Here is a 20,327-nt window from a genome sequence, read left to right on the forward strand (position 1 = left end):
TTGGTAAATTCTATACCACAAGGAGGTCATGAGCTTTACTGTTTTTCGACAAGACTACTTCAAAACATAATGAATACCTTCTTAACTTTGGTGGAAAAATAGTATACGTCTAACAATACATAATTAAATGAGGTTACAACATGGGGAACAAAAGCTTTAACGATTTTAAATTAAGTGAAAATATTCTTAGAGCACTTAAAAGCTTGAACTACGAAAAGCCAACCGACGTACAAAGTAAAGTCATCTCGCTTGCACTTGAAAAGAATGACATTGTCGTTAAATCTCAAACAGGTAGTGGAAAAACCGCAGCATTTGGTATACCTATCTGTGAAATGGTCGAGTGGGAAGAAAACAAACCACAAGCACTCATACTTACGCCAACGCGTGAGCTTGCTGCACAAGTGAAAGAGGATATCACCAATATTGGTAGATATAAACGTATAAAAGCGACTGCTGTTTACGGAAAACAACCTTTTGATAAACAAAAGTCAGAGTTGAAACAAAAAACACATGTCGTAGTTGGTACTCCTGGTCGTGTTCTAGATCATATAGAAAAAGGAACGTTTAAGTTAGAACGACTTGACTATTTAATTATTGATGAAGCTGATGAAATGCTAAATATGGGATTTATCGACGAAGTTGAAGCAATCATTCAAAAGCTTCCTACCAACAGAGTGACGATGTTATTTTCTGCAACCTTACCAGAAGACATCGAAAACCTCTGCTACAAATACATGAAACAACCGATTGATATTGAGGTCGAAGCGACTGAAATCACAACAAATAAAATTGAACACAGTCTCTATGAAGTAAATGATGAAGATAAGTTTTCCTTGCTAAAGGATGTTACGGTTGTTGAAAACCCAGATAGTTGTATTATTTTTTGTCGAACACAAGAAAAAGTGGATGGTGTCTTTCAGCAACTAGATCGCTCGAATTATCCTTGTGATAAAATTCACGGTGGTCTCTTTCAAGAGGATCGATTTGCTGTTATGAATGATTTCAAACGAGGAAAATTTCGCTATTTAGTTGCAACCGATGTAGCAGCAAGAGGAATCGATATTGAAAACATTACACATGTGATCAACTTTGATTTACCACTTGAAAAAGAAAGCTATGTCCATCGAACTGGAAGAACTGGCCGTGCAGGGAGATCTGGAAAAGCGATCACCTTCGTCACACCTTACGAGGGGAAGTTCTTATTAGAAATTGAAGAATATATTGGGTTTAAGATTCAGAAAAAAGAAAATCCACCAAAAGAACTCGTTCTTAACGGGAAAGATGATTTTGAAGAGAAACTAAACACGAAGCCAAGACTAAAAAAAGAGCGAAGTGCACAATTAACAAAAGAAATCATGAAGCTCTATTTTAATGGTGGGAAGAAAAAGAAAATTCGTGCCGTGGATTTTGTAGGTACAATCGCAAAAATTCCCGGAGTGACAATCGAGGACATTGGTATTATAACCATCCAAGAAAATGTTTCTTATGTTGATATTCTAAATGGTAAAGGTCCTCTTGTATTAAAGTCGATGAGAAATACAACAGTAAAAGGGAAATTGCTTAAAGTTCATGTAGCCAATAAGTAATATAGCCTCACAATAAGATACTTCTTGATATCCAGAATTGTATTGTGCTTCAGTTCCTTAAATGGGATTGAAGCTTATTTTATTTGCTGTTTCAAATAAAACCTGACTAAACAAAAAACAATGCACTAATAAGGTACAAAGCGATTGCGATGGCTCCGCCTATACAGGAAATTTTTAATTTATAACGCGCATACTCAACAAGCGTCATTTCTAGTATTGACGCTGTAGTTATTGTGGTATCACCCAATGGAGAAGTTAACGCACCAAATGTGCCACTTGCAAATACCGCACCTACAGTCAATGGTATTGATGCCCCAGTAGCTGTTGCCAAAGTAATGCCCAGCGGCATAAACAACCCCCATGTACCCCAAGAGGACCCAATAAAATAACCAACAATCGAACCAATCAGAAAGATAATTGCAGGAATCATAAAGGCAGGTAAAAAGGTTCCTAAGGTGGAACTAATAAATTCTGAAAAGCCAAGATCCTCAGCCGTTAGAGACAGTGCCCACACAAGAACAAGCATAATGATTGCCTGCATTAATTCATTTCCACCGTCAAAAAAATGATACAAAAGTTCATCCATTGGCTGTCTACGAAGCAAATAAAAAATAAATGTTAAAACGAGTGTTAAGAATACGGCCAGTAGCATAACAAATGTAGCGTCCGCTTTTGAAAAGGCATCAAATAGTGAATCGGCTCCTTTAGATGTTCCGTCTTGCCACAAAAGAAATAATGATAAGCCTAGTAGCAAAAAGAGGGGGATAATTAAATTCCAAGGTTGTGCTTTTACCAGGGACAATTCTTTTTTTATTCCGATTCGATGATACAAGTGTTCTTGCTGTTCTTTCATTATTGGTTCTAAATGATTTCCGGTTACTTCTTTTTTACTAGAAGATGGCCAAACTGTTTTTACAATTCCGATGACCAGCATAACAATGGCAAAAAAGTTAAACGGTATACTGAGTAAGAAAATATGGTAGGGGGACAGATCCAACTGATTTTCCTGAATGCCGCCTTCTACTAGTGACACCATAAAACCGACAAATGCTGTAGCTACGGGTAAAAGAACAATAACAGATGCTGTCGAAACATCCATCATGAAACCGACTTTTTGTTTAGATAATTTCATTTTTTCTAGAAGTGATTTGACTACAGGACCGATCATCATGATCCTAAACATTGGCATCATAAACGTAAAGGGAAGAGTAAACCAAATTAGTCCTAGTAATCCTCGCTCTGAGCTAATCTTCGTGCCGATATATTCCGAAAATCCTTTAATTCCACCAGATATTTTCATCATGCCGACAAGGCCGCCAAATAAATAAAGAAACCCGACGATCTTAATATTCGTTTCTTCGGACAATGTCTCAACAATATAATGAATGGTTTGTTGCGAGCCACCTAGAAAATTAAACTTAACAATCAATGAACCAACAAGTAGTCCAGTTACTAAACCAGGTAAAATTCGTTTTAACCAAATAGACATGACAATGACAATAAGAAAGGGTAACAGCGAAAGCCAAGTTTGGTCCAAAGTTCATCCTCCTTAACCGTTACCATTTTCCCCTATTTTTTAATTCTTCATTCTATCAAAAGTTTTTTAAATAATGAGTAGATGAAGAATCTTTCCTTAAATCATGATAACCTATATTAAAAGTGCTAAAAAATCGGAGTGAATATAATGGTTGATTTAAGAAGTGATACCGTAACAAAACCAACAACTGAAATGAGGAGAGCTGCTTTTGAAGCAGAGGTAGGTGACGATGTCTATAACGAAGATCCGACAGTACGTGAGTTGGAAGAAGTAGCCGCAGAAATACTAGGGAAAGAATCGGCAATGTTTGTTCCAAGTGGCACACAGGGGAATCAAATTGCTGTTTTAACTCATTGTGTTTCTGGTCAAGAAATTATACTCGAAGAACAATCACATATTTATTATTATGAAGGTGCGGCGATATCAGCGTTTGCAGGCGTTCAGCCAAGAACGATTAAAGGTGATCGTGGCGTGATGAATCCAAATATAATTGAAGCAGCGATACGAGAAGACGACATTCATGTTCCAGAGACTGGTCTTATTTGTATTGAAAATACTCATAATCGAGCAGGTGGGGCAGTGGTCCCTTTAGAAAATATGAAGCAAATACATAGCATTGCCAGGAAATACAATCTACCCATTCACTTAGATGGTGCAAGGTTATTTAATGCAGCAGTCGCAACTGGGATAGATGTTAAAGAATTTGCAGCGTACACGGATACTGTCCAAATTTGTCTTTCAAAAGGTCTTGGTGCTCCAGTGGGTTCAATTATCGCTGGATCCGAACAGTTTAATAAGAAAGCTAGAAAGTGGAGAAAAAGACTTGGGGGTGGCTTAAGACAAGCAGGAATCATTGCAGCTCCTGGCCTTGTAGCATTAACAACAATGGTCAATCGTCTAGAAGAAGATCATCGACATGCTAAGATTTTAGCAAATGGCTTAAGTCAGATTAGCGGATTAAGGATTGAAAATAATGTAGAAACGAACATCATTTTAGTTAATACAGAAAAATCAGGTCTAACATCACATCAATTTTTAGAACTATTAAAGCAGGCTGGAATACTAGCTGTTTCCTTCGGTCCTTATACGGTGAGATTTACAACACATTATGATGTTACTGCGACTCAGATTAAAGAAGTCATCGATAAAGTTGGCAAGCTAGTTAGTTGAATTGTTGTATACTAGCCTAATAAACTAATTTATCATCATTAGTCGCATTCAAACAACTAGGAGATTATCTTATGAACATACTACTAAAAAGCTGCATACTTGGAATCGGTGCCATTGTACAAGGTTTTGCAATGGCCGTCTTTTTATTTCCCCATTTGATCCCTTCTGGTGGTGCTGCTAGTGTAGGTGTCTTGTTTAATCATCTACTAAATGTGCCGTTTGCAATTACTCTTTGGGTACTAAATGCTTGTCTTTTACTAGCTGCAACAAAATGGCTTGGCAAAAGCAGTGCATTATGGACGATGTATTGTGTGACCATGACGTCCGCTACTGTCAATTTGATAATGCCCTCAATGATTCAACCTATTTCCAATGTGTTGATTGACCTTATCATTGGTTCTGTTTTCTTTGGGATTGGACTAGGTATACTGTTTCGGATGGGTGCTTCTTCTGGTGGAATGGACATTCTAGCTTTAATTATTGCAAAGTCAAGGGGCCTAACACCTGGTAAGCCACTTTTTTGGATTAATGGGAGCATATTGTTACTAACTGGCATTGTCGTTGACTGGAAAATTATTGTGTATGCTGTAGTTTGTCAATTTATCGGAACAAGAATTTTAGATAGTATCTACAAACTTAAATTTATAAATAGAAAAAGTAGTATGAAAGAACAAAGAATATCGAACATTTAATTGATGTGTCACCAGTCAATTATTTTACTAATAAAATTGAAGTACCAGAAGACTTAAAAGATCATAAAGAAGACCTCGATGCAGCTGTTAAAAATCTTACTGAATCGTATCATGCCAAAGCTGAAGAGTTAGCAAAGGAAAATCCTACTCTAGATGTAGCAAATGAAACTTTTGTTCAAGGGGAAGAAAAACTAGGGAATTATTTGAAGATCTCGGCTAAAATAAGCATACACTAAGCATAGAAGTTAATGGTTAAACCATTCACAATAAAATACCTGAAAAGTTAAACCAGTCCAAAATTACAATAACGGGTTCGGTTTACGAGTACAAAAACTTAAATAGCAAGCAAATAAACAGTTCAATTAGCATATTAATTGGACTGTTTATTTTCATTAACATAACAAGGTTTAGGTCAAAACCGCAACCAAAATAACACCTTTATGATTGCTGAAGAAAATGAGGAACTTATTGATTTACACATCATAAAAATATGGGAATGCGACCGTTATTTCCTATGGGTTTTGTCCTCTTAAGCTCTATGAAGGACATTTTTCCTGCTTTCCAAAGGGATTTTGTCCTTCATCAGCGTAATGAAGGACATTTCATCTTCTTTGCTATGGAATTTTGTCCTTCATCAGCGTAATGAAGGACATTTTTCCTGCTTTGCTAAGGGATTTTGTCCTTCATCAGCTTAATGAAGGACATTTCACTTCTTTGCTATGGAATTTTGTCCTTCATCAGCTTAATGAAGGACATTTTTCCTGCTTTGCTAAGGGATTTTGTCCTTCATCAGCGTAATGAAGGACATTTCATCTTCTTTGCTAAGGAATTTTGTCCTTCAACAGCTTAATGAAGGACATTTCCTCGACTTTGCTTCGGGGTTTTGTCCTTCATAATCACACCAAATGCACACACACTCCAATAAGTATTTCTACCTTTAGAACTTAACTTTCGAATTCTGAGAGAATAAGATAAAAAACAACATCTAACCTTGATATGATAACAAAAAACACACTGTGATTTCTTATGTGAAATACAGTGTGTTTCTCCCTGAGAAATGTTTGTTTGCACCTCTGTGAACCCGTCATTATTATAAGGACTGGTTTTTTTCTGAGAAAAATTGTTCGCTTTTTGAAACTTTTTTCAACTGTTAAGCGTATATAACTACAAACACGTTATTTTAATAGATTGAAAGGTGGTTATTTTCTTGTTGTTAAGGAAGTTTATGTCGAGGATGGGAATTGGGTCTGCAACGATTGATCTTGTCTTAAATGATGTTTCATATAGAGTAGGAGAGTGCATAAAAGGGGAGTACGTGATTATAGGCGGTACGATTGAACAGAAGATTAAGCGTATTGAGTCTGACCTTGTGCAAATTGTAAACAAGGATGAGGATCAAGTTAAGTTAATTGTAAATAATTCAATTTTATCAACAACAACCATTTTTTCAGAAGAAGAGAGAGTCATTTCATTTTCATGTGCTTTACCTGCAAATTTGCCGGTATCAGACAAACATACTTCATATCGTTTCATCACAAGGTTAATTTTTGACAATGGCGTAAACAGTATTGATCATGACGAAATTATTATTCAGACTTAACGAAAAAAGATAGCTCTCTTTTGAACTATCTTCAAGTATGATTATAAATCCTCTTGATCCACATTGAGTTCAATTAAGTTACCATCAGGATCGGTGCAGAATAGTTGAGCAAACCCACTTTGACTAGTTGGCTTTGCAAGAACTTCAATATTCTTTTTCTTTAACCAATTTATCGTGTCATAATAATTGTCAACTCTTAATGCAAAATGCCCTTCTCGGCTGTTTAATGTTTTATCATTACGGATGGTTTGTGATAAAGGGTCAACGATTAGATGAAGCTGTTGTGTTCCTATTGCAAACCATGCACCCGGAAAATTGAAGTTTGGTCGTTCTATTTCTGTTAAGCATAAAACGTCACGATAGAATTGCTTTGCTTTTTCTAAATCAGTCACAGAGAGACTTGTATGATGCAGTTCTTTATAATTGATCAATTTCTCAACTCCTTATATAACAGATGTACAATAGCTTGTTATAGTATATACGATATTTACTTAATGTGGCTGACTTGTTAAACGTTTGATAGGAGAAAAGTATAGTTTAAGGAGTTTTCCACACGGAATTACAATCCTATGAAACTATTGTTGTAATTGATTTCGAATTAACGCAAGGGCTCTTACTACGATATCAATATCTTCGCTAATACAGAGTTTTACACTCGTATCTTGGCATTTGTTAAGTTCTGTGTAAAGTTTTTTTAACTCTACTTTGAATATAACCTCTTCCTGACTATTCAATTTAATCATCCCTTCCATTAGGGAGTATTATATTATTGATATATTTGTAATATTTCAATAATATAATACCCTAAACTGTAAAATTTGAAACGAAAATTTAATTTTATCTAACTGCTAGAATTAAATTTTGAGAAAAGAAAGTCTATATTAAAGGGTTTAGCGTAAGAATATTGGAATATATTTAATAAAAGAGAAAAGAAAGTTATATAAATTGGGAAAAGGAGTTTTTTTTAATGAAATCCTATACTTCTAGAAACGAAGTACCAACAAATGAAAAGTGGAACTTAACAGATATATATTCTGATCAATATAAATGGGAAGAAGATTGTCAGCTTATTGAAAAAATGGCGGAGAAACTAAAGCGATCTGATGGTGAAATTCGCGATGGTAACTCCTTGTATCACTATCTAAAACTAAGAGAAGAATTATCTTTTCTATTCAATAAAGTCTATGCTTTTGCTATGTTGAAAGTGGATGAAAACACGAGGGAAACCAATGCCCAATCAATTTTAGATCGAGCGAAACAACTAAGTGTGAAAATTAGCGCTTCAACTTCCTTCTTTATGCCTTTCTTATTAGGCCTTGATGAAGATACATTAAAAGGATACATATCTGAAGAAAAACAGTTAGGATACTTCACAGAGGACTTATTGGAGTCTTTCCGTTACAAGGCACATGTTTTAAGTAAGGAGCAAGAAGAGGTTCTCTCCCAATTAGGTGAAGCACTCTCAGTTCCAGGCCATACATTTGGGATGATGAATAATGCCGATATAAAGTTTGGAGAGGTTACAAACGAAAACGGCGAAAGTATCGAACTTACCAGGGGAATGTACGCCAAATGGATAGAAGACGAAGACCGGGAAAAGCGAAGGGAAGCCTATAAGGCATATTATCAACCATATGTGCAATTAAAAAATTCCATTTCATCAACTCTGTCTGCAGCTATAAAAAATAATGTAACACTGGCTAGAATTCGACATTACCCTTCAGCGCTTGAAAAAGCTTTATTTGGTGATAACATACCGAAAGAAGTATATGAAAATCTCATAATCACTACAAAAAATAATCTTGCCCCACTCCACAAATATTCGAAAATTCGCAAGGAAAAGTTGAAGCTGAATGAACTACGCCAATTTGATATGAGTGTTCCACTCGTAAAAGGAGTAAAACAAGACATTTCTTATGAAGAAGCCTATGAAACAATGTGTAAGGCCTTAGCACCCCTAGGAGAAGACTATATAAAAATTCTACAAGAGTTTAAAGACGCCCGCTATATTGATGTCAGAGAAACACCAGGAAAACGGTCCGGTGCATACAATCTCGGTGTTTATGGCGTTCACCCATACATCCTTTTAAATCATCAGGATAATTTAGATAGTTTATTCACGTTAGCCCACGAATGTGGCCACGGTGTTCACAGTAAATTAAGTTCACAGCATCAGCCACAGATTACAGCACGTTATAGTATCTTTGTTGCAGAAGTAGCTTCTACCGTTAATGAGGTTCTTTTAATTAACTATCTATTAAATAATGAAAAGGATGTGGAAGTACGCAAACATTTACTCAATCATTATATTGACCAATTTAAAGGGACATTTTTCACGCAAGTAATGTTTGCTGAGTTTGAGAAGATAACACATGAACTGGCAGAAAAGGGATTGCCATTGAACGTTGAAGTGTTTAATCAAATCTATGAGACTTTGTTCAGAGAATACCATGGAGATGAAGTAATTTTTGATGATGAGGTAAAATATGGATGGGCAAGAATTCCACATTTCTATCGTCCTTTTTACGTATACAAATATGCAACTGGGTTTGCTTCGGCGATTCATATCGCAACCAAGATACTTGAAGGAGATCAGAAGACATTGACATCTTATTTAGAATTTTTAAAAAGCGGGAGTATAGATTATCCACTGGACCTATTAAAAAACACTGGTGTGGACCTAACAACAGCCTATCCAATCGAAAATTCTCTTAAACGGTTTGGAGAGTTGGTGGAAGAGTTCACTAAAATTTAAACAGGAATTCGTCATCTTTTATGGAAGACTATACATTGCTAACTAAAAGTGAAATGCAACTTCAGAGAGGAACGATAGAATGATAGAAGACTATCGATTTTCACACCGTCTTAAAGTACGTTACTCAGAAATCGACGGGCAAAAAATTGTTTTTAATGCGCATTATTTAACCTATTTGGATGTGGCTGTATCAGAGTACTTTCAAGAAGCTTTGCGGTTGGACATGACCACACTGTCAGAAAACGGTGAGTTTGATTTTGTACTAGCTAAATCAACACTCGAGTACAAAAGCTCAGCCCATCTTAACGACTGGTTAACGATTTGGTGTCGTATGGATAAGATCGGAAATACAAGTATGACGATGAGATTTAAGATTACGAGGGATGAGGTGAATTCTCCTCTCCTTTTGGCAAAAGTTATTTATGTTAGTTTCAATCCACACACCAAGTCTTCTCAGCCAGTCCCATTAATGATAAGAAACAAGGTTGAACAGTTTGAGGGGCGCACATAGGAGGGTTTCCAAATGAACATGAAAGAATGCAGAGCATTTGTTACAGGTGGAGCTTCAGGTTTAGGCGAAGCTACTGTTCGCGCGATTGTTGCACAAGGTGGGAAAGTGTTAATTGCTGATTTGTCCGAAGAAAAAAGGCACTTGCTTCGTGAGGAACTTACTGATTCCGTTTTGTTTGTAAAAACAGATGTAACAAGTGAAGAAGATGTGCATTCCGCTTTAGAACAGGGGATTAGTGCGTTTGGATCAATTAATACCGTTGTCAATTGTGCAGGTATCGGGGTAGCTGAAAAACTACTCAGTCGCAAAGGAACACATAAACTAGATAGTTTCACAAGAACGATTTCGATTAATCTTATTGGTACGTTTAATGTGATTCGGTTAGCTGCAGAACAGATGAAGAATAATCATATAAATGAACAAGAAGAGCGAGGAATCATTATTAACACAGCTTCAGTAGCTGCTTTCGAAGGTCAGGTTGGACAAGCAGCCTATAGCGCTTCAAAAGCTGGTATTGTTGGGATGACCTTACCAATCGCTAGAGAATTAGCCTCATATGGGATAAGAGTCATGACAATTGCACCTGGACTGTTTCACACTCCGATGTTTGATACTCTTCCACCAGAAGCTCGTGACTCACTTGGAAAAATGGTTCCGTTTCCGTCACGATTGGGTCTTCCAAATGAGTATGCAAAACTTGTTGAGAGTATCATAGAAAATCCAATGCTAAATGGAGAAACCATTCGATTAGATGGAGCGATTCGAATGCAACCCAAATAAATAGTAACTTTGGCACAAAATTTAAGCGCTTTCAATATAGTAACATATTGAAAAAATAAAGGAGATTATAAGGATGAGCCATCTTTACTTAACAAAGGATCACGAAATTTTTCGAGCATCACTAAGAAAATTTTTAGAAAAAGAAGCCTATCCTTTCTACGACCAGTGGGAGGAAGATCGAATGATCCCAAGGTCGTTTTGGCTAAAAATGGGTGAGCAGGGCTTTCTTTGTCCAGATATAGATGAAACATATGGAGGTAGTGGAGTAGACTGGGGTTTTTCTGTTGTCATTAATGAAGAGCTAGAGAGAGTCGGCTCAGGATTAGTGGGAGTTAGCCTTCACAATGATATCGTGGTTCCTTATATTACTTCATATGGAACAGAAGACCAGAAGCTCCGTTGGCTTCCAAAATGCGCTACGGGAGAAAACATTACAGCAATTGCAATGACTGAGCCAGGAACAGGCTCTGACCTCGCAAATATAAAAACAACAGCAAAGCTAGATGGTGATAATTATATTTTGAATGGACAAAAAACGTTTATTACAAATGGAATTCAATCAGATCTTATCCTAGTTGCTTGTAAAACCGACAGTGTTGTAGTTCCAAAGCATAAAGGAGTAAGTTTATTAATAGTAGAACGTGATGCAATAGGTTTTTCTAGAGGAAGAAAATTAAATAAAATTGGTCTTCATTGCCAGGATACCGCTGAATTGATTTTTGAGGACTGCATTGTGCCAAAAGAGAACTTGATTGGTGAAGAAGGTAAAGGATTTCTATACTTAATGGAAAAATTACAACAAGAACGTTTACTAGTGGCGATAGGAGCCCAAATTGCTTCAGAAGTCATGCTGCAAATGACGATTGATTATGTAAAAAGTAGAGAAGTGTTCGGTCAAGTAGTTAGTAAGTTTCAAAACACACAATTTAAAATTGTAGAAATGCTAACAGATATTGAATTGGGAAGATCATTTCTAGATCAGTTAATTGCTGACCATATGGAAGGAAAAGACATCGTTACAAAGGTATCAATGGCCAAATGGAAGCTAACTGATATTGCAAAAAATATCGCAGATGAATGTCTTCAGTTGCATGGTGGTTACGGATATATGGAAGAATACGAGATTGCAAGAAGATACCGTGATATACCGGTGGCAAGAATATACGCAGGAACAAATGAAATTATGAAAACGATCATAGCTAAGAATATAGGACTATAAGTAAAATGTGCAGTTACCTAATTTTCGTGTAGAGAGGAAGATTTAAATGAGAGAAGTAGTGATAGTTGAAGGCGTACGGAGTGCAGTTGGTCGAAGAAATGGAGTTCTTAAGGATATCAGGCCAGATGATTTGGCTGGAGAAGTGTTGAAAAAACTAATAGATCGTGCAGGGATTGATTCTGCTCTTATTGATGATGTGATTTTAGGCTGTGTAACCCAATCAGGTGAGCAAGCAGGAGATATTGCGAGAGTTGCAGCACTAATCGCTGGTTTCCCAATTGAAGTTCCTGGTACGACAATTGACCGTCAATGTGGCTCAAGTCAGCAAGCTGTACATTTTGCCTCACAAGCAATTCTAGCAGGTGACATGGACGTTGTCATTGCAGGTGGAGTGGAGAGTATGTCTCGTATACCGATTGGTTCGAATTATCAAGGAGCACCACTTAGCGATAAATTGAAAAGTCAATATGAAATGATCCATCAAGGAGTATCGGCGGAAAGAATTGCAGAGAAATATGGCTTCACTCGAGAAGAACTGGATCGTTTTTCGTTAGAAAGTCACGAAAAAGCGTTAGTAGCGCAAGCAGAGGGTTATTTTTCGAACGAAATCATTCCTGTTACTGTTACTTTGCCAGATGGCACTACTTTGGAGGTAATAGAAGATTCTGGCCCACGCAAGGAAACGTCTATGGAAGCGCTCTCTAATTTGAAAACGGTGTTTAAGGAAGATGGGGTTATTCACGCTGGTAATGCTAGTCAAATTAGTGATGGAGCAGCCGCTTTATTGTTAATGTCAAGAGAAAAGGCGGATGAATTAGGCTTAAAACCTCGGTTTCTTGTACATACTCGAGTAGTTGTCGGCTCAGATCCTACTCTTATGCTAACAGGGCCGATTCCTGCAACAAAAAAAGCACTAGAAAAATCAGGACTTTCAATTGATGATATTGATGTGTTCGAAGTAAATGAAGCGTTCGCATCTGTTCCGTTAGCATGGTTAAAAGAAACAGGAGCAGATCCTAAGAAACTAAACCCAAATGGTGGAGCGATTGCACTAGGTCATCCACTAGGAGCTAGTGGAGCCAGGTTGATGGTATCAATGATGCATGAACTAGAACGTACGGGAGGTCGGTTTGGCTTACAGACCATGTGCGAAGGACATGGGATGGCGAATGCTACGATTATTGAGAGAATAGGTTAAATATTGCTGCTAAGGTAATTTAAATAGATGCTTTAGTAAATGAACAAGTAATTGTTCAAAAATATGAGAGTATGAGGACTGATCGTCCAGTATTAAGCGATCAGTCTTTTTTTAGGTTATAAATGAGAAGAAAATGATTGCAATTTCTCTTGATTTTTGTTTTAATAGAGTGCGAACTTTTTAAGCGAAAAATAGCCGCAAGTAAACACTTCTGTATGGATATCTTGCAAATATAAATATAGAAGGTGAATTAAATTGGAGAATAAACAATTTCGCGTATTACTGCATTACCACTATGTTACAATTGAAAATCCAGAAGAATATACACAACAGCATTTAGAATTCTGTCAATCTCTTGGCTTAAAAGGTAGAATCTTAATCGCTCATGAAGGTATAAACGGCACGATATCTGGTACAGTTGAGCAAACAGACCAATATATGGCAACAATGAAAGAGGATCCTCGGTTTAAAGAGATGGTCTATAAAATAGATGAAGCAGATGAACATGCTTTCAAAAAAATGAAAGTCCGTCATAGACCGGAACTCGTCACTTTACGACTAGAAGATGATGTGAATCCTCTTGAGGTAACTGGAAAATATTATAGCCCAACAGAATTTTATGAAGCAATGCAACAGGAAGACACGGTAGTAATCGATGCTAGAAATGATTACGAATATTCATTAGGTCGTTTCCGTAATGCGATCATGCCTGATATAAATACATTTAAAGAACTGCCTGAATGGATTCGAGAAAATCGCAAACAATTCGAGGGCAAAAAGATCCTTACGTACTGTACAGGAGGAGTCCGCTGTGAAAAATTCTCAGGTTGGTTACGCAAAGAGGGATTTGAGGATGTAGCACAATTACATGGTGGCATCGTCACATATGGCAAGGACCCAGAAGTGCAAGGTAAACTATGGGATGGACAATGCTACGTGTTTGATGAAAGAATTAGCGTACCTGTTAATGGAGTAGAACCAACAGTTGTAGGCAGAGATTACTTTACAAATGAACCATGTGAGCGCTATGTTAACTGTGCAAACCCAGAATGCAATAAAAAAATTCTTTGTTCAGAAGAAAATGAACATAAATATTTACGTGCATGTAGTCATGAATGTAGAGTTAATTCAAGAAATAGATATATAAGCGAGCATGGTCTGACTGAAGAGTCTGTACAAGAACGTCTAGAAGCATTGGTCTAGTTTAATTTAAATGTGAGGAACCCCTTCTTATTTTGAAGGGGTTCACTTCAGAGGTGCAAACAAACAATTCTCAGGGAGAAAACACACTGTATTTCATAAGAAATCACAGTGTGTTTTTTGTTGTCATATCAAGGTTAGATGTTGTTTCTTGTCTTATTCTCTCCGAATTCGAAAGGTAAATTCTAAAGGTAGAAATAATTATTGGAGTGTGTGTGATTTATAGTGTGAATATTTATTGAAGTTTTATAGTGAACCAAGAAAAATGTCCTTTATAAAGCTTATGAAGGACAAAACTCTGTAGGAAAGCAGAGGAAATGTCCTTCATAAAGCTTATGAAGGATAAAGCTCCGTAGGAAAGCAGGGAAAATGTCCTTCATAGAGCTGATGGAGGACAAAACCCCGTAGGATAGAAAGCGAAATGTCCTTTGCAACGACTTGGAAAAAAACATATATGAATTTTCCCACGAATTAAGAGGTTAAAAACTTGTGAATGAGCCATTGAATTCGACTTGTTATTTAAATTTCTGCACCCCACAAGTGAACCCGTTACTTATTTTGAAAGGTTTTTTTGACAGGATGTGTTTGGCATGCTAATATGGCTATTAAATTCAAAATATTATAAAACATTAAAACTCTTAATCAAGAGAAGTGGAGGCAGCGTCCAACGCTTATCTTTAAAAAATTTAATATAAAACGCAATTAGGTGCTGTGTGAAAGATTTATACAGCTTAAAAGGGAAGTCGGTGAAATTCCGGCACGGTCCCGCCACTGTAATGGGGAGCAACTTATCAATCAACCACTGTTTCATATTGAAATGGGAAGGGATAAGAAGCGAAGATCCTAAGTCAGGAGACCTGCCTGTTGTATGTACTTTTGCTCTACGGGGATATAGGGGAGGGGTGAGGAATACGTGTTGAGGAAACCAGTAGGTCTCAACTCTAGTTAGCTATGCGTATGAATCTCTCTTTTCTATTTGAAAAGGGAGATTTTTTAGTTTAACTTCCATCAGTGACCTTCTGATGGTTAGTTAACCTTATCAGGTTCTTAGTGTCAGTTTCGACCAAAGGGAGTTACTGCCACTTAGGAACGTGGCTAGTTGAAGACGAAAACTATCGAAGGAGTGATAAATAAGATGAGTAAAGTAAAAAGCTCGAATTTAGGTTATCCAAGAATTGGTGAACAACGCGAATGGAAAAAGGCACTTGAACAGTTTTGGGCAGGAAAACTTGAAGAAAAATCATTCTTAAAAGAAATTGAAGGAATTCGTCTACATCATCTTCAGAAGCAAATTGATCAAGGAATAGACTTAATTCCGGTTGGAGATTTTAGCTTGTATGATCATGTACTTGATACAGCTGTTATGTTCGGTCTAGTTCCGAAGCGCTTTGAGTACGATGGAGGTAAAGTATCACTTGAAACATATTTTGATATTGCACGTGGTACGAATGGTGCGGTTGCATCCCAAATGACAAAATGGTTTAACACAAACTATCACTATATTGTTCCAGAACTGGATGAAGTAGAACCAACTCTTGTTGAAAACCGTCCACTTCAATTTTATAAAGAGGCGAAACACAAACTTGATATCGAAGGTAAGCCTGTTATCTTAGGACCTATAACATTTATAAAGCTGTCAAAAGGATATAAAGACAGTGACTTTAAAACAATTGTTAATCAATTTGTGCCGCTTTATGCTGACATATTACGTGAATTGCAAAAAGAAGGCGTAGAGTGGGTGCAAATCGATGAACCTATTTTATCGACAACACTTTTAAAAGAAGAGGTTGCTTTATTTAACGAAGTCTATCAAACATTGCGTGAAGCAGCACCAGAAGTGAAAATTATTTTGCAAACCTATTTTGAGAGCATTGAAAAATACGAAGATATCGTTTCACTCCCTGTTCAAGGAATTGGCCTAGATTTTGTACATGATCATGGGGAAAATCTTGCAGCTTTGAAAAAATATGGTTTCCCAAAAGATAAAGTGCTTGCTGCTGGAGTAATTGACGGACGGAACATATGGTGTGCGAATCTTGATGAAAAGTCCTCACTTCTTGCAGAGATTTCGGAGGTTGTTTCAAAGGATCGTCTCCTTGTACAGCCTTCATCAAGCTTACTACATGTACCAGTGACAGTTAAAAGCGAAAATACACTCGATGCAGTTATAAAAGATGCACTATCATTTGCAGATGAAAAATTATCTGAAATTGTAGTGCTTACAAAAGGATTAAACGCTGGGAAGGGAACAATACATAAGGAGATCACAGCGAGTATAAAAGCAATTGAGGAGTTAAATGAATCATCCTTTCGAAACAATAGACAAGTCCAAGAAGCCATTGAGAATTTGCATTCGTATAAAGCTGAACGTGAAGCACCATTTAAAATCCGTCAAGGTTTTCAAGAAAAGGCTTTTCAATTACCACTTCTTCCAACTACATCAATTGGAAGCTTCCCGCAAACACAAGAAGTAAGAAAACAGCGTTTAAAGTGGCGAAAAGGAGAGCTAACTGGTGAAGAGTATGGAACATATATAAAAGCTGAAATTAATAAATGGATAGAAATTCAAGAAGAACTTGGTCTAGATGTGTTTGTACATGGAGAATTTGAACGTACAGACATGGTTGAATATTTTGGTGAAAAATTAGATGGCTTTCAATTCACTAAATTCGGTTGGGTACAGTCATATGGTTCTCGATGTGTGAAGCCACCGCTTATATACGGTGACGTGAACTATTTAAAACCAATGACAGTCAAAGAAACCGTATATGCTCAAACGTTAACAGACAAACCTGTAAAAGGAATGTTGACAGGTCCCATTACAATTTTAAATTGGTCGTTTGTTCGCGATGATGTTTCACGCTACGTTGTTGCAAACCAAATTGCGCTAGCACTTCGAAAAGAAGTTGAAACACTTGAGGAGAATGGAATTCATATGATTCAAGTCGATGAACCAGCACTTCGTGAAGGGTTGCCATTAAAACGGGAAAAATGGGAAAGCTATCTTGACGCTGCAGTCTACGCATTTAAACTTGCAACAACATCTGTGCAAAACGGTACACAAATTCATACCCATATGTGTTATTCGGATTTTGCGGATATTATCGATGCGATTAAAGCGCTCGATGCTGATGTTATTTCGATCGAAACGTCAAGAAGTCATGGTGAATTAATTCATGCCTTTGAAGAAAATACGTATAACAAAGGCATCGGTCTTGGTGTATACGACATTCATAGTCCACGGATACCAAAGCTTGAAGAGATGACAAGAAACATAGATCGTGCTCTTCAAGTGCTTGATCCAAAGCTATTCTGGATTAATCCTGATTGCGGGTTAAAAACACGTGGTATTGATGAGACCGTCGAAGCACTTAGAGTGATGGTTAAAGCGGCAGAACAAACGAGAGAAAAGCTGCTCGTGGGAAAGGAACATTAAAGATACCAATCACGGAAGGAGTAAAATGAAATGGAACAAGCATATTCAGTAGAACGTTCGAGAACTATACAGACAAAACTTGTCCTTCCGCCTGATACGAATCAGTTAAAAACAATTTTAGGTGGGAAGGTTCTATCCCATATCGATGAAATCGCTGCCTTGGCAGCTATGAAGCACTGCAATAATGTGGTTGTCACAGCATCAATTGATTCTGTAGACTTCTTATCGTCTGCCACTGTTGGAGATGCTCTAAGTTTAGAAGCTAGTGTTACATCAACAGGAAGAACCCCCATGGAAGTATTTGTAAAAGTTTACTCTACTGACTTATTATTGGATAAGAAAACTTTAACTACGGAAGCTTTTCTTACAATGGTAGCTGTTGATCAAAACGGAAAACCGATTTCAGTTCCAAAAATAATACCCCATTCAAATGAAGAAAAAAGACTTTTTGAAACGGCACCTGCTCGTAAGGAGCATAGAAAAAATAGAGCAATGATTCGGTAGTATAAGTTCATTATTAATAGGCCAAATCCTTATGTTTCAAGGATTTGGCTTTTATATTACATCTATTTAATGAAATGTAAAATTAAAACTCACTTATTGACAACAAATAGAGTATATGATATTAAAATAATAGATTGGCACTTGAACAGCTAGAGTGCTAAACTTATACTTATCGGTCTTGCGAAGTACATATTACGTTTAAGTATGTTCAAGTCCGTTTATTTTTGAAAGGAGAGGTTTTAATGGTGAAACAAGAATTTAAAGCAGAATCCAAAAGATTGTTAGAAATGATGATCAATTCCATTTATTCTAAACGAGAGGTATTTTTAAGAGAGTTAATTTCAAATGCAAGTGATGCAATCGACAAAATTTATTACAAAGCTTTAACAGATGATACATTAACTTTTGACAATGATAGTTACTACATAAAAGTGTCTGCTGATAAGGACAACCGAATATTAACAATTACAGATACAGGTATTGGGATGACCAAAGAAGATCTTGAAAATAACCTTGGTATCATTGCAAAGAGTGGATCTTTAGCATTTAAAAGTGAAAATGAATTAAAGGATGGACATGACATTATTGGTCAGTTCGGGGTTGGATTTTATGCAGCATTCATGGTTGCCGACGTTGTGACTGTAATTAGTAAAGCTTTGGGTAGTGATGAAGCTTACAAGTGGGAATCAGAGGGTGCAGATGGATTCTCTATTACCCCACATGAAAAAGAGTCAGTTGGTACAGAGATTACTCTAAAAATTAAAGAGAACACTGAAGATGATAGTTATGAAGAGTTTTTAGAAGAGCGTCAATTAAAAGCCATCATCAAAAAATATTCTGATTTCGTTCGCTACCCAATCAAAATGGATGTTAGTGGACAACGACCTAAAGAAGATAGCGAAAATGAATTAGAAGATTATCAGGAAGAACAGATTGTTAACAGCATGGTTCCGATCTGGAGAAAAAATAAAAGTGAGCTAACTGCTGAAGATTACGAAAACTTTTATAATGAAAAGCATTACGGTTTCGACAAGCCAATCAAGCATATCCACCTCAGTGTCGATGGCAGTATCAGATATAATGCCATTTTGTATGTTCCTGAAAATATGCCCTATGACTACTATTCAAAGGAATATGAAAAAGGATTAGAGCTTTATTCCAATGGTGTATTAATCATGAACAAATGCGCAGACCTTTTACCTGATTATTTTAGTTTTGTAAAAGGAATGGTTGATTCTGAGGATTTATCTCTTAATATATCAAGAGAAATGTTGCAACATGATCGCCAATTGAAACTTATTGCAAAAAATATTAATAAAAAAATAAAAAGCCAATTGCAAAGTTTGTTAAAGGATGAAAGAGAAAAGTATGAAGAATTCTTTAAGTCTTTTGGCAGACAGTTGAAATATGGTGTTTATAGTGATTTTGGAACTCATAAAGAAACATTGCAGGATCTAATCATGTTCTATTCATCTAAAGAGAAGAAGCTCGTAACAATCGATGAATATGTCTCAAGAATGCCTGAAGATCAAAAATATATTTACTATGCTTCTGGAGAATCGAATGAAAGAATTGAAAAGCTCCCACAAACAGAGTTAGTTTCTGATAAAGGCTATGAAATTTTATACTTCACAGATGATATCGATGAGTTTGCTATCAAGATGATCGGGGTCTATAAAGAGAAAGAATTTAAATCAGTATCTAGTGGTGACTTAGGCATTGAAGCAGATGAAAGTCAAAATAATACCGAGTCAGAAGAAAACGAAAACAAAGAACTCTTCGACTTTATGAGAACTATTTTATCCGACAAAGTAAAGGATGTAAGAGTCTCAAAACGATTACGAACCCATCCGGTATGTTTATCAACAGATGGTGAAGTAACAATTGAAATGGAAAAAATTCTAAGTGCAATGCCTGATAACCAAAATATTAAAGCTGATAAAGTTTTAGAAATTAACAGCAATCATGAGGTATTCCAGTCATTAAAAGCTGCCTTTGAACAAGATAAAGAGAAGGTAAATTTATATACAAAATTATTGTACAACCAAGCTCTGCTGATTGAGGGATTGCCAATACAAGATCCTGTAGAATTTACAAATGATATGTGCAAAGTAATGGTATAAGTTAGCACTCGAACAG

Annotated in this window: 16 protein-coding genes and 1 riboswitch; of the genes, 14 read left to right on the forward strand and 2 right to left on the reverse strand. The window is 36.5% G+C overall.

From position 1 onward, the window contains the following. The first annotated feature begins 140 nt into the window (after positions 1-140). Entirely contained in the window at positions 141-1,586 is a 1,446-nt protein-coding gene (locus ACFFIX_RS16490) for a DEAD/DEAH box helicase (RefSeq protein WP_378935893.1), read from the forward strand. Positions 1,587-1,692: 106 nt separating this feature from the next. Here ACFFIX_RS16490 and ACFFIX_RS16495 read toward each other — a convergent pair whose 3' ends face one another. After that, positions 1,693-3,123, reverse strand: a complete 1,431-nt coding sequence (locus ACFFIX_RS16495) for a Na+/H+ antiporter NhaC family protein (RefSeq protein ID WP_378935895.1) — start codon at positions 3,121-3,123, stop codon at positions 1,693-1,695. 147 nt (positions 3,124-3,270) lie between these two features. Here ACFFIX_RS16495 and ltaE point away from each other — a divergent pair, with 147 nt between their 5' ends. The 4 genes from ltaE (at position 3,271) to ACFFIX_RS16515 (ending at position 6,585) form a co-directional block, all read left to right on the forward strand. Next, positions 3,271-4,293 carry a low-specificity L-threonine aldolase gene (gene ltaE / locus ACFFIX_RS16500; protein WP_378935897.1) on the forward strand — a complete coding sequence of 341 codons (1,023 nt, stop codon included), beginning with the start codon at positions 3,271-3,273 and terminating at the stop codon, positions 4,291-4,293. Positions 4,294-4,364: 71 nt separating this feature from the next. Next, the gene (locus tag ACFFIX_RS16505) at positions 4,365-4,985 is read left to right on the forward strand and encodes a YitT family protein (protein ID WP_378935899.1); all 621 of its coding nucleotides are present in this window, start codon (positions 4,365-4,367) and stop codon (positions 4,983-4,985) included. Positions 4,986-4,990: 5 nt separating this feature from the next. Then, entirely contained in the window at positions 4,991-5,221 is a 231-nt protein-coding gene (locus ACFFIX_RS16510; RefSeq protein WP_378935901.1) for a hypothetical protein, read from the forward strand. A gap of 989 nt (positions 5,222-6,210) precedes the next feature. Continuing rightward, complete coding sequence (locus ACFFIX_RS16515) at positions 6,211-6,585, forward strand: sporulation protein (RefSeq protein WP_378935903.1); 375 nt, start codon at positions 6,211-6,213, stop codon at positions 6,583-6,585. A gap of 41 nt (positions 6,586-6,626) precedes the next feature. Here ACFFIX_RS16515 and ACFFIX_RS16520 read toward each other — a convergent pair whose 3' ends face one another. Then, a complete protein-coding gene (locus tag ACFFIX_RS16520; protein WP_378935904.1) occupies positions 6,627-7,016 on the reverse strand; it encodes a VOC family protein in 390 nt (129 codons plus the stop codon). Positions 7,017-7,552: 536 nt separating this feature from the next. On the opposite strand from ACFFIX_RS16520, the gene pepF reads away from it, so the two are divergent. From pepF to htpG, 9 genes are all read left to right on the forward strand, one after another. Then, positions 7,553-9,340, forward strand: coding sequence for an oligoendopeptidase F (pepF, locus tag ACFFIX_RS16525; RefSeq protein WP_378935906.1), 1,788 nt, complete (start codon positions 7,553-7,555; stop codon positions 9,338-9,340). A gap of 79 nt (positions 9,341-9,419) precedes the next feature. After that, the gene (locus ACFFIX_RS16530; protein WP_378935908.1) at positions 9,420-9,851 is read left to right on the forward strand and encodes an acyl-CoA thioesterase; all 432 of its coding nucleotides are present in this window, start codon (positions 9,420-9,422) and stop codon (positions 9,849-9,851) included. A gap of 12 nt (positions 9,852-9,863) precedes the next feature. Further along, entirely contained in the window at positions 9,864-10,631 is a 768-nt protein-coding gene (locus ACFFIX_RS16535; RefSeq protein ID WP_378935910.1) for a 3-hydroxyacyl-CoA dehydrogenase, read from the forward strand. A 73-nt stretch (positions 10,632-10,704) separates the two neighbouring features. Next, positions 10,705-11,850 (forward strand): acyl-CoA dehydrogenase family protein, encoded by a 1,146-nt coding sequence (locus ACFFIX_RS16540; protein ID WP_378935912.1) that lies wholly within the window; start codon positions 10,705-10,707, stop codon positions 11,848-11,850. Positions 11,851-11,896: 46 nt separating this feature from the next. Continuing rightward, positions 11,897-13,048, forward strand: coding sequence for a thiolase family protein (locus ACFFIX_RS16545; RefSeq protein ID WP_378935914.1), 1,152 nt, complete (start codon positions 11,897-11,899; stop codon positions 13,046-13,048). Between the two features lie 255 nt (positions 13,049-13,303). Beyond that, positions 13,304-14,251 carry an oxygen-dependent tRNA uridine(34) hydroxylase TrhO gene (gene trhO / locus ACFFIX_RS16550; protein ID WP_378935916.1) on the forward strand — a complete coding sequence of 316 codons (948 nt, stop codon included), beginning with the start codon at positions 13,304-13,306 and terminating at the stop codon, positions 14,249-14,251. 683 nt (positions 14,252-14,934) lie between these two features. Beyond that, positions 14,935-15,127, forward strand: a riboswitch (cobalamin riboswitch). A 256-nt stretch (positions 15,128-15,383) separates the two neighbouring features. Then, positions 15,384-17,684 carry a 5-methyltetrahydropteroyltriglutamate--homocysteine S-methyltransferase gene (gene metE / locus ACFFIX_RS16555; RefSeq protein ID WP_378935918.1) on the forward strand — a complete coding sequence of 767 codons (2,301 nt, stop codon included), beginning with the start codon at positions 15,384-15,386 and terminating at the stop codon, positions 17,682-17,684. 30 nt (positions 17,685-17,714) lie between these two features. Then, positions 17,715-18,188: an acyl-CoA thioesterase gene (locus ACFFIX_RS16560; RefSeq protein ID WP_378935920.1), complete on the forward strand. Its 474-nt coding sequence runs from the start codon at positions 17,715-17,717 to the stop codon at positions 18,186-18,188. 242 nt (positions 18,189-18,430) lie between these two features. Next, positions 18,431-20,311: a molecular chaperone HtpG gene (gene htpG / locus ACFFIX_RS16565; protein ID WP_378935922.1), complete on the forward strand. Its 1,881-nt coding sequence runs from the start codon at positions 18,431-18,433 to the stop codon at positions 20,309-20,311. Positions 20,312-20,327 lie beyond the last annotated feature (16 nt).

The sequence above is a fragment of the Metabacillus herbersteinensis genome, from assembly GCF_042433335.1.
GTDB classification, from domain to species: Bacteria; Bacillota; Bacilli; order Bacillales; family Bacillaceae; genus Metabacillus; species Metabacillus herbersteinensis.